General features: G+C 68.7%; 5 protein-coding genes, 4 pseudogenes and 1 riboswitch. Of the genes and pseudogenes, 8 read left to right on the top strand and 1 reads right to left on the bottom strand.

All coding sequences use genetic code 11. The features are described from left to right. The 3 genes and pseudogenes from ID132_RS13565 to ID132_RS04010 form a co-directional block, all read left to right on the top strand. Positions 1–245 (top strand): annotated as a pseudogene (locus tag ID132_RS13565) (ABC transporter ATP-binding protein); the annotation flags it as partial. Continuing rightward, positions 242–2,719 (top strand): FtsX-like permease family protein, encoded by a 2,478-nt coding sequence (locus ID132_RS04015; protein ID WP_193127908.1) that lies wholly within the window; start codon positions 242–244, stop codon positions 2,717–2,719. The pseudogene ID132_RS13565 and the gene ID132_RS04015, both read left to right, overlap by 4 nt. Before the next feature lie 156 nt (positions 2,720–2,875). Next, positions 2,876–3,220: a histone-like nucleoid-structuring protein Lsr2 gene (locus tag ID132_RS04010; protein ID WP_125107184.1), complete on the top strand. Its 345-nt coding sequence runs from the start codon at positions 2,876–2,878 to the stop codon at positions 3,218–3,220. On the opposite strand, the pseudogene ID132_RS15130 reads toward ID132_RS04010, so the two are convergent. Next, positions 3,221–5,436, bottom strand: a pseudogene (locus ID132_RS15130) (aldehyde dehydrogenase family protein). A 72-nt stretch (positions 5,437–5,508) separates the two neighbouring features. Further along, a riboswitch (guanidine-III (ykkC-III) riboswitch) is annotated at positions 5,509–5,575 on the top strand. 12 nt (positions 5,576–5,587) lie between these two features. Between ID132_RS15130 and ID132_RS03990 the strand changes: the two are divergent. From ID132_RS03990 to ID132_RS03970, 5 genes and pseudogenes are all read left to right on the top strand, one after another. Continuing rightward, positions 5,588–5,903, top strand: a pseudogene (locus tag ID132_RS03990) (DMT family transporter). After that, a pseudogene (locus ID132_RS15125) lies at positions 5,903–6,212 on the top strand (DMT family transporter); the annotation flags it as partial. The pseudogenes ID132_RS03990 and ID132_RS15125, both read left to right, overlap by 1 nt. Positions 6,213–6,479: 267 nt before the next feature. Next, positions 6,480–8,147 carry a class I adenylate-forming enzyme family protein gene (locus tag ID132_RS03980; protein ID WP_211198251.1) on the top strand — a complete coding sequence of 556 codons (1,668 nt, stop codon included), beginning with the start codon at positions 6,480–6,482 and terminating at the stop codon, positions 8,145–8,147. A 148-nt stretch (positions 8,148–8,295) separates the two neighbouring features. Beyond that, the gene (locus tag ID132_RS03975; protein WP_193127906.1) at positions 8,296–9,594 is read left to right on the top strand and encodes a beta-ketoacyl-[acyl-carrier-protein] synthase family protein; all 1,299 of its coding nucleotides are present in this window, start codon (positions 8,296–8,298) and stop codon (positions 9,592–9,594) included. 123 nt (positions 9,595–9,717) lie between these two features. Continuing rightward, the gene (locus tag ID132_RS03970) at positions 9,718–10,800 is read left to right on the top strand and encodes an acyl-CoA dehydrogenase family protein (RefSeq protein ID WP_459562431.1); all 1,083 of its coding nucleotides are present in this window, start codon (positions 9,718–9,720) and stop codon (positions 10,798–10,800) included. Positions 10,801–11,013: the final 213 nt, after the last annotated feature.

Raw genomic sequence — 11,013 nt, 5'->3', positions numbered from 1 at the left:
CCGCCGTCGTGTTCGCCGACGAGCCGACGGGCGCGCTCGACCTGCGCACCGGTCGCGGCCTGCTCGAGAGCCTGCAGCGCGCGGCCCGCGAGCGCGAGCAGACCATCGTGATGGTGACCCACGACCCGGCCGCGGCCGCCTACGCCGACCGGGTACTCATCCTCGTCGACGGCCGCATCGCGCACGAGCTTTCGGGCGCCGGCTACGAAGAGATCAGCGGCGTCATGGCGGGAGTCGGCGCATGAGCGCGACGATGCGGCTGGCGACGCAGCAGATTCGTCGAGGCCCCCGGCGCGTGGTGGCGATCGTGCTTGCCGCGCTGCTCAGCGCGATGGCGATCATGGCCACCGGCACCTTCATCACGACGATGCAGCAGGGGCTCAACGTCGCCGTCGCGGCGCCGTACACGAACGCCGATGTCGTGATTCCCTCAAGCGATTCGGAGGGCGTCGTCGATGCCGTCGGCGAGGTGCCCGGCATTGCGGCGATCGAGCCGAGCCACACGGTGTACGCGCAGGCTCAGGTCGGCGGCCGCACCCACAACATCAACATTTCGAGCATCGCCGACGACGGCGACCTGCGCTGGATGACGCTCACCGGCGGCCAGTGGCCGGTCGGCACCGGCGAAATCGCCGCGACGCAGGACGACCTCGACCGCTTCGGCATCGCGCTCGGCGACTCGATCGAGATCTTCGACGGCACCGGCCAGTCGGCCAAGGTGCGCGTCGTCGGGCTCGTCGAGACGGTTGGCGGCACGGTCGCCGCCTCGACCGAGTTGTACGCGGCGCAGGACTACTTCTCGGTCGACGACGGTTCGTCGTCAGCCCTCGTCGTGCGGCTCGCGGAGGGCACGAGCGCGGCGCAGGCGATTACCGCGATCAACGAGCGGCTCGTCGATGTCTATGGTGCCGACGACGCGCCCGAGGCGGTCACGGTCGACGAGTACACCGCCAAGCTCATCGACGACCTCACCGGCGGCACGAACGCGCTCGCCGTGATGTTCCTCATCTTCGTGCTCATCGCGCTGCTCGCGGCGTCGATGGTGATTCGCAACACGTTCCAAGTGCTGCTCGCGCAGCGGCTGCGCGAGAACGGCCTGCTGCGCCTCGTCGGCGCGACCGGCGGGCAGGTGCAGCGCACGGTACTCGCCGAGGCCCTGCTCATCGGGCTCGTCAGCGCGGTCGTCGGTATCGTGGTCGGCTTCGGCCTCGGCGGCGTCATCGCGATGGTCGCCGACATGGACGGGGGCGGCCTCGTGTTCCCGTGGTTCTGGGCGATCGCTGCGCTCATCGTCACGGTCGGCATGACCCTGTTTGCGGCGTGGGCGCCGGCCGCTCGGCTGCGTTCGCTCGCGCCGATCGCGGCGCTGTCGGAGGCGAACGCCGCCGGTGCCGAGCGCAACCGCTCGAGCGTCGTTGCGTGGATCTTCGGCCTGCTCATCACGGCCCTCGGCGCGCTCGGCCTCTGGGCCGCGTCGATGCTCGGCAACCCGCTCGTGCTCATCGGGGGCGGTGTGGTGCTGGCGATCGGCCTCATCGTGCTCGTGCCGCTGCTTGTGCGAGTTGTCATGCCCGGCTTCGCGCGGTTGCTCAGTGCCTTCGGCCCGGTCGCGAAGCTCGCGGGCGAGAACCTCGTGCGCACCTCGCGTCGCTCGGGCACGATCGTGCTCGCGATCTCGCTCGGCGGCAGCCTCATCCTTGCGATGCTCACTGGCGTGCAGTCGGTGAACGCGACGCTGAACGCGCGGCTCGACGAGAACTATGCGTTCGACGCGCTCATCACGAGCCGCGCTGACGAGTCGCTCGACGCCGCCGACCTCGCGCCGATTCTCGAGTCGGAGGGGCTCGAGTCGTCCGACCGCACCTCGGCGGTGACGCTGGCGGCCGACCCCGAACATCCTTCGTCGCTCGCGGCGCTGCTCACGCTGCCCTCGACGACCGCGGATGCGCTCGAGCGGCCACTCGCCAGCGGCGAGGTCGCGCTGAGCGAGTGGGATGCGGAGTCGCTCGGGGCGGCCGACGGCGACACCGTGACGTTCACGGATGCATCGGGCGCCAGCGTCGACCTCAAGGTCGTCACCGATCCACTGCTCGACACGCTCTACAACCCGAACACCGGGAGCACCTACGGCGCCGTAACCGAGTCGACCCTCGCGGAGTTCGACGACGTTACGACGGATGCGGGGCTCTGGCTGTTCGCGGCCGACGGCAAGATCGGTGACCTCGTCGACGCGGTCTCGGCCGCGCAGGGCACAAACTCCGATCTGCAGTTGCTTGGGCCGCTCGCCGAACAGCAGCTCTACGAGCAGATCGTCACGCTCGTCGTCGCCTTCGTACTCGCGATGCTCGGGCTCACCGTCGTGATCTCGGTGATCGGTCTCGCGAGCGTCGTGGCGCTCGCCGTCTCCGAACGCCGCCGCGAACTCGCCCTGCTACGAGCGCTCGGCATGACGCGAGCTCGGGTGCGCGCCATGGTGCTGATTGAGGCGGTGTCACTCGCGCTGATTGGCGCAGTGGTGTCGATTCTTATCGGCGTGCCAATGGGAATCAGGGCGGTGCCAGCAATGATCGCCGACGGCGGCACAATTGCGATCTCGCTGCCGTGGATTGGAATTGGTGCGGTAATTGGCGGTGCGATTTTGCTTGGTGTGATGGCGGGGGCTCGACCTTCGTGGATCGCCTCGCGCATCGCGCCGGCACAGGCATTGGCCCGGGCCTAGCGCTCACGCCAAGTCCGGCACAAATTCGATATCGTCCGGGAGATTCGCGGCGCACGTTGCTGTGAATCTCCCGGTTGGATGAATTCGATTTGCGGAATACTCCCGTCGGCCTTCACACTTATAGCGATATAGATCGCCAAAACAAGGAGCGCATCCGTGGCACGCAAAGTCGTTTACCAGCTGATCGATGATCTCGACGGCACCCAGCTCGACGAGGGTCAGGGCGAAACCGTCAAGTTCGGCCTTGACGGTGTTGATTACGAAATCGACCTGAGCAAGGACAACGCGCAGACCCTGCGCGAGTCGCTCGAGGGGTACGTAAAGACGGCTCGCCGCGTCGGCGGGCGCGCCCAGCGCGGCACCCGTACGCAGCTTCCTTCGACCGGCCCGAAGCGCGACCTCGCGGCGGTTCGCAAGTGGGCTTCGGCGAACGGCTACACCGTCGCCGACCGTGGCCGCGTGCCGCAGGACGTCCTCGACGCCTTCGACGCCGCGAACTAATTAATTCCCCAGCACGCGGCGAATGATTTCTCGTCGCGCGCCCGTCCGCCCAAACGGCGGATACACGAGTCGGAGCGTATCCGGAAAACTCGGCTTTCGCAGTACCGCCCGTCGGTGGCTAAATGCGTCGAGCGAGGCTTCCCCGTGATACGCTCCGATTCCGCTTTCCCCGACGCCGCCAAATGGCAATTCAGGCACGCTCACGTGCGCGACCGTCAGACCGACCGCAAGGGCACCGGACGACGTGTGGCGAAGGAACTTTTGGCGAACCGATTTGCGCTCCGAGAACAGATACAGCGCGAGCGGCTTCTCGCGCGAATTGATGAACGTAATCGCTGCGTTTTCATCGTTCACCTGAATGAGGGGAAGAATTGGTCCAAAGATCTCTTCCTGCATGATCGGTGCTGACTCGTCGACGTCGACGAGCACGGTTGGTTCGAAAAAGCGCGTGCTTGCATCGCGCGAACCGCCCGAGTGAATTCGACCTCCTTCGAGCAGCGACTCAAGGCGTTCGAAATGCGCGTCGTGAATGATGCGGGCGTAATCGCCGCTTTCTTTGGGGCGTTCGCCGAGCATCTCCTTGACCGCGGCAGGGATACGCTCGGCGAGTTCGCAGGCCGCGCGCGGCGTCGCAAGCACGTAATCAGGCGCGACACAGGTCTGGCCGGCGTTGAGCAGCTTGCCCCAGGCGATGCGGCGGGCCGCGACGTCGAAGTCGGCGGTGTCGTCGACGAAAACAGGCGACTTACCGCCAAGCTCGAGGGTGACTGGCGTGAGGTGTTCGGCGGCGGCGCGGGCGACGATGCGGGCGACCTTGGCGCCGCCCGTGTAGAAGATCGTGTCCCAACGCTGGGCGAGCAGCTCGGTCGAGGCCGCGACGGCGCCCTCGACGACGCGCACGGCGCGGGGGTCGAGGTACTCGGCGATGTGCTTCGCGAGGGCCGCCGACGTGGCGGGCGCGTGCTCACTCGGCTTGACGACGGCGACGTTGCCGGCTGCGAACGCACCAGCGAGCGGCGCGAGGGCGAGCTGGNCGGGTAGTTCCACGGCGCGATGATGAGGGCGGCGCCGAGGGGCTCGCGCACCGTGTAGGTGACGGCCGGGGCGACCGCGAGGTTGGGGCGCACGTGCTTCGGCTTGAGCCAGCGGCGCAGGTTGCGGCGCAAGTGAGCGACCTCGCTGATGGTGACCGATGTCTCGGTCATGAACGATTCGATCGGCGACTTGCCGAGGTCGACTTCGAGCGCGTCGGCAAATTCGTGCTCGCGTTCGCGCAGCATCCGTTCGAGGGCGTCGAGCTGTTCGAGCCGCCAGCGCAGGGGCTTCGTGACGTTGGCGTCGAAGGTCGCGCGCAGTTCGCGCAGCGTTTCGGGGATGCTCGGGGTTTCAGGGTTACTCGGGCTCGGTGCGGGCACGGTCGTCACTGTGGTCTCCTCGCGGGTTGGCAGCCTGAATCGTGTCAGGCGCGCCTGGGCGGTGGATGCAGGCGGCGCGATCAGGGCAAGCAGGGTCAGGCGCGCCTGAGCGAGCGCAGCTGGCGGCGGGTCGGCCAGGTGCGCATCCGGCGTGGGAGCAGGCGATAGATCGGCGTCGCGACGGCCCAGAACAGTTCGACCACGAAGCGGTCGGCCCGCGACCAAGCTGGCTCGAACTCGCGCCGCAGCCGCGAGGGCAGCAGCTCGAGGGCGACGCGCCAAATCAGCGGCAGCGCGGCGCGGAGCCACCACNGGGGCGACGTCGGGATGCCGCAGGCGCGCGAAGGCGAGGCGGGCGTCGTCGGTGACCCGCGCATCCGCGAGGGCGGTCTGCCACCAGGCGTCGAACTCGTCGACGGATGCGGGCCACGCCTCGGCCGGCAGCTGCAGCTCGGTGCCGAGGGTGGCAAAGGTGTAGCGGAGCGCCTCGCGGTCGTCGCGGCGGAGCAGGCCGAATGCGCGCTCGTAGGACCGCTCCCCCGCCCAGAGCAGGGTCGCGGCGACCCAGAGCTGCGGCCCGGTGTCGTAGGCTCCGGGCACGTGTGCGTGGCGTCGGTTCACGTGGCGGCGCATGCGCGTGCGGTCAGTATCGTCGCCGTGGACGGCCGCCATAACGTAGTTCAGGGTCTGCTCGAGGCGGCCGAGCGGCGAGGATGCGAACGAGGAGTGGCGGGCGACGCCGGCCGCGACCGTCGGATGCGCGAGCTGCAGCAGAATCGCAGCCCCGCCACCGGCGAGCATGATGCCCTCAGACGAGAGCGTCTGCCCTCGGCGAAACCTCGACTCGGTGCGGTCGGGATTGCTAGCCTGGGCGCGAGGCTCGGCATTCGAGCCTGCGGACGAGGGAGCAGTACCCGCAGCACGACAAGACTGACTCAGTGAGGAGTCACTCATGATGTGGGTCATATTGGTCGTCTCCGGCATGCTCGAGGCGGTGNTGGGCAACGGCGCTTGGCGCGTCGCAGGGGTTCAAGAAACTCTGGCCGAGCGTAGTGTTCGTTGTTGCGATGACGGTCAGCATGGTGCTGCTCGCGTACTCCATGACCGAGCTACCGACCGGCACCGCGTATGCCGTCTGGGTCGGCATCGGCGCGTCGCTGACGGCGCTGTGGTCGATGGTGTCGGGCGCCGAGCGCGCCACGGTGATGCGCGTGGCGCTCATCGTCGTGCTCATCGGCTGCGTCGTCGGACTCAAGGTGGTGTCGTAATGCCTTGGATCGTATTGGTGTTGAGCGGGCTTTGCGAGGCCGTGTGGGCGACCNGCGCTTGGCGCGAGCCACGGGCTCTCGGAGCCCGTGGCGACCGTCGTGTTCTTCGTGTTCTGCGTCATTTCGATGCTCGGCCTCGGCTGGGCGGTGAAGCACATTCCGATCGGCACGGCGTATGCCGTGTGGACCGGCATTGGCGCCGCGCTCACGGTGACGTGGGCGATGGTGACGGGTGCCGAGGGCGTGAGTGTCATGAAGGTGGTGTTCCTGATCGGCGTCATCGCCGCCGTCATCGGGCTCAAGCTCGTGCCGAGCGCTGCTTCTACTGAGCCAACGGCAGACTCTGCGGGTCGCTCTTCGGATGTGTCAGGGGGAGGCTCGACTGCCACGTCAACGGCAGGGTCTGACGCGGAGTCCGCGGCAAAATGCGGGTCTGAGACAGGCGCCGGGGACGCGGATCCGGACGCCTCGCGGGATGCCGACTTCGGCCGGTACGACGCCTAACGCAGCCACGTCGGCGCATTCCGAAAGTTCGCTTCGAATCTCGGAACCACCTGCGGCCACCGGGATACAGTGATGGTTTGTGTGGTGCCCGTCGTGGCGACCGCACGGGGCGATTCCAGGAGGTCAGGCGTGCCGATTACCGGCAAGATCCTCGAGGTGGCGCAAGCGCATCCCGAGCGACTCGCGATCGTCGGCGCCGAGGCACGCATTACCTACGGCGAACTTGCCGAAGATGGTCGTCGCGTGCGCGCCGTCGTCGAGCATTTGCAGGATGCGGTGCGGCGAGGAAACGCTCGTCTGCGGTCGGGCGCGTTGCCCGGCAACGCCGAGTCGCCGTCGGCGCAACCGCCGGTCGGCGCGGCCATGGCCGCGGAGCCGAGCGAGCATCCCGCCGCCAGCTTCGATTCGTCGGCCCAGCCAGTCGTCGCGGTGAGCAGCACCGATGCGTTCCATACGGCGCGCATCATCGCCGGACTCGCCGGGTTTGACTGCGTAGCGGCGACGATCGACCCCCGCTGGCCGCTCGAGCATCAGGTGCGCGTCGTGCTCGGCACCGGCATTTCGGTGCTCGTGAGCGACTCGGATGCGCTGCGTGACGCCCTCGCGCGCGCCGGCTGGGCAGGTGCGCAGGTGTCGCTCGAGGAGTTTTGCCGGCTCGAGCGTGAGTTGCCGCCGGCCGAGGCGCCCTCGGTACGACCGGGTGACGAGCCGTTCCTGATGCTGTTTTCTTCGGGCACGACGAGCAATCCGAAGGCGTTCTTGAAGACGCGGGCGCAGTATCGCGCGAACTTTGCCGTGTCGAGCGCGCATCTCGAGCCGCTGCCGGGAGTCGCGACGCTCGCGCCCGGGCCGCTGAGCTATTCACTCACGCTGTATGCGCTGGTCGAGTGCCTCGCGTCGGGCGGATCTTGCCACGTCGCCGATTCCTTTGACGCGCTCGCGGCCTCGCGCCGCATCTTCGACGAGGGCGTGACGCGCATCGTTGCCGTGCCAGCCGTAATCGAGTCGCTCGCGCTCGTCGCGCGCCGCTCTCCCGCGCGGTTCACCGGGGTCCAGCTGCTCGTGGCCGGTGGCGCGAATCTGTCGGCGCGCATCCGCTCGGCCGTCGCCGAGTCGCTGCCGCACGCCCGCTTGGTGAGCTATTACGGCGCGGCCGAGATCGGCTTTATTGGCGACAGTCGCGGCGGCGACGGCACGGCGATCACGCTGTACGACGGCATCGCGGCGCAGGTGCGCGGGCCGCTCGGCGAAGTACTTGCCGACGGCGAGATCGGCGAGCTCTGGATTCGCGCCGACGCCTGCTCCGACGGCTACCTGCCCGCGACGACCGACGAGCAGCTTCGGGACGGTGAGGGCTGGGCAACGGTGCACGATCAGGCTCGGCTGCGCGGTCGGCAGCTCGAGTTGCTCGGGCGGGCCGGCGACATCGTCGTGACGGGCGGGCACAAGGTGTCGCTGCCCGAAGTGGAGCGCGCGTTCGAGCTGCTGCCCGGGGCGGATGCGGTGTGCGCCGTCTCGGCGCCCGACGCGAGTCTTGGCAGCGTCATCGCGCTCGTGCTCGAGGGTGCGGATGCTCCCGACAAGGCGGCCGTGTTGGCATTCGCTCGCGAGCGGTTGGCGCCGCAGTTCGTGCCGCGGCGCGTGTATCGCGTCGGCGAGCTGCCGCGGACGGTCGGCGGCAAGGTTCGTCGGGCGGCCACGGCCGAGCTGGTTGCTGACGGNGAGGCGGTGCGGCTATGAGTGTGATGCGGATGTTCGGCGACGGCGATCGCGCTGGTGGCGATCGCGCCGTCGCGGCAGCCGTCGTCAGCGGGGCCAGCCAGGCAACGCTCTTCAACGCGACCTGCACGGCGACAGTCTTCACCGCGGCCCTNGAGGCGGTGCGGCTATGAGTGACAAGCGCAGGGGGCGGCGCGCGGCCGCCTCGTCGGGCGGGCGGCGCGACGTCGTCGTGACCGGCGTCGGTGCCGTGACGCCGAGCGGACTCAACGCCGAGGCGACGTGGCAGAGCGTGCGCGAGGGGCGGTCGGCGATCACGCGCCTCGAGGGCGACGTGTTCGACAAGCTGCGGGTGCGCATCGGCGGCCAGGTGCGCGGCTTCGACGGCTCGAAGCTGCTGGCGCCGCGCGAGGCCCGTCGCCTCTCGGACGTTCTTCTCTGGGCGATCGCGGCGGCAGACGAGGCGACGGCACAGGCAGATCCGCCGATGCCCGCCGGCAGCGAGTACGGCTTCTCGGTGATCGCGGCCACCGGCTCGGGTCCGGTTAAGGCGATGCAAGACGCGGCCATTGCGATTGCCGAGGCCGGTCCTCGCGCGGTGCCGTCGGCGCTCGCGATGCACGGCGCTCCCGACGCCGCATCCGCCCTCCTCAGCGAGCGCTACGGAGCCCTCGGTGCGGGCGGCGCCATTTCGGCGACCTGCGCGAGCGGCGCGATGGCGCTCGGCGAGGGGCTGCGGCGCATCCGTCACGGCTATGCCGACACCGTGCTGGTCGTCGGTTACGAGGACTGCCTCAACCCCATCAACCTGTCGTCGAACGCGAACCTGCGCGCCCTCGCGAGCGGCTACGAGGATGCGCCGGAGACCGCGAGCCGGCCCTTCGATGTCGGGCGGAGCGGCTTCGTCATGTCGCAGGGGGCGNCCGCGATTCTGCTCGAGTCGAAGGATGCCGTGCTCGCGCGCGGCGGGCGCCCACTTGCCGAGCTCTCCGGCTTCGGCGCGGCGTCGGATGCGCACCACCCGACGGCGCCGCATCCCGAGGCCCGGGGCGCGATCGCGGCGGTGCAGGCCTGCCTTGCCGACGCCGGCGCGCGGCCCCGCGACGTCGACCACATCAACGCGCACGGCACCGGCACGGAATTGAACGACGAGATGGAGGCGCTCACGTTTGAGCGAGTCTTTGGCGACGCGCTCGCGGGGCTGCCCATCTCGGCAACGAAGTCGTCGACCGGGCACCTGCTCGGCGCATCCGGGGTGCTCGAGGCGGTGCTGGCCGTGCAGACGATGCGCGACGGCGTGCTGCCGCCGACGCTGAATCTGGATGAGTCGGCGTTCCCGCAGCTCGATGTCGTGACGTCGCCGCGCGACGCCGCGGTGTCGAGCGTGTTGTCGACCTCGTTCGGCTTCGGCGGCCACAACGGCGCCGTGCTGTTGCGCGCTGCCAGTAGTGACGTTGTCGGGCCCTGAGTTCGTCGAGATAGTTGCAGAGATAGAGGAGCCGAATTGTCTGATCGTGAAGCGCGCCATGCCGAGCTGGCCGAGCGGTATCTGCCGCAGGATCGCCTGGAGCGGTTCCGAGAGCGGGCCGACGTGTACGACCGCGAGAATCGTTTCTTCGCCGAGGACTTCGAGGAGCTGCGCGATGCCGGCTACCTGCGGTTGTTTGTGCCCGATGAGTTCGGCGGCCCGGGGCTCGCCCTGAACCAGGTGTCACGGCTGCAGCAGCGGCTCGCGACGGCGGCGCCCGCGACCGCGCTCGGCATCAATATGCACCTCGTGTGCACGGGGGTTGCTCGAGCGTTGCTTGAACGGGACGACCGCTCGCTGCAGTTTGTGCTCGAGGATGCGGCGGCCGACGAGGTGTACGCGTTCGGCATCAGCGAGGCCGGCAACGACTGGGTGCTGTACAGCTCGAACACCGAGGCGGCGCCCCAGCCCGACGGCGGATACCTGCTCACCGGCACGAAGATCTTCACCTCGCTGTCGCCGGTGTGGACGCGGCTGATCACCCACGGCAAGGACGCTTCGGGCGACGAGGACGCGTCGATTGTGTATGGAGTGGTGGATCGGGCCGAGGAAGGTATTTCGGTGTCGTCGCACTGGGATCCGATGGGGATGCGCGCGACGCAGAGCCGCTCGACGAAGCTGGATGCGGTGCCGCTGCGCGCCGATCGGGTCGTGAGGCGGTTGCTCGATGGGTTGAATCCTGACTCGCTGCCGTTCGCGATCAACGCGAACTTCCAGCTGCTGATCGCGTCGGTGTACGCGGGGCTCGCGGCGCGGGCACTCGAAGTCGGTGCGGCGGCACTGCGCGGCAAGTCGTCGGCGAAGGCCGAGTCGAGTTTCGCCGAGATTCCAGAGTTTCGGGTGCGGCTGGCGGATGCTGCGATGCAGTTCGAGGCCGTGCCCGCGCAGTTGGAGACCTACACGCGCGAGTTCGATGAGTTGATCGACCACGGGCGTGCCTGGCCGCGGAAGTTTGTGAGCGCGAAGCTCAACGCCACCGAGGCCGCACGCGCAACGGTTGAGGCCGCGTATCGGTGCGCTGGTGGTCGAGGTTTCGACAATGGAACCGAGCTGAATCGCCTGTATCGGGATGCGCTGGCCGGCATGTTCCACCCTTCGTCGTGGGATNGTGGCGCGGCCGATGTTCGCGTCGGCGCTGCTCGATGACTAGGGCGGGAGTTTCGCCGTGGATGTGATGGCTGATCGCTGAGGGCCGGTAGACGGCTGACAGCTGACGTGATCGCCGGTGCCAGAGGCGGCGCGAGCGACAGCGACAACGCAGGTGCTGACGTTCACGCCTACGCCGCATTCGTTCTGCCAACGCAAGTGGGGCCCGCATCGATCGACGATGCGAGCTCCAAACGCGCAGCGGCATGCTGC

This window comes from Gulosibacter sediminis, assembly GCF_014904065.1.
Taxonomy (GTDB): Bacteria; Actinomycetota; Actinomycetes; order Actinomycetales; family Microbacteriaceae; genus Gulosibacter; species Gulosibacter sediminis.
This window is presented reverse-complemented; position numbering and strand designations above follow the sequence as displayed.

Coding starts and splice junctions, on each gene's coding strand:
- ID132_RS04015 (WP_193127908.1), top strand. CDS start 242: ATGAGCGCGACGATGCGGCTGGCGACGCAGCAGATTCGTCGAGGCCCC.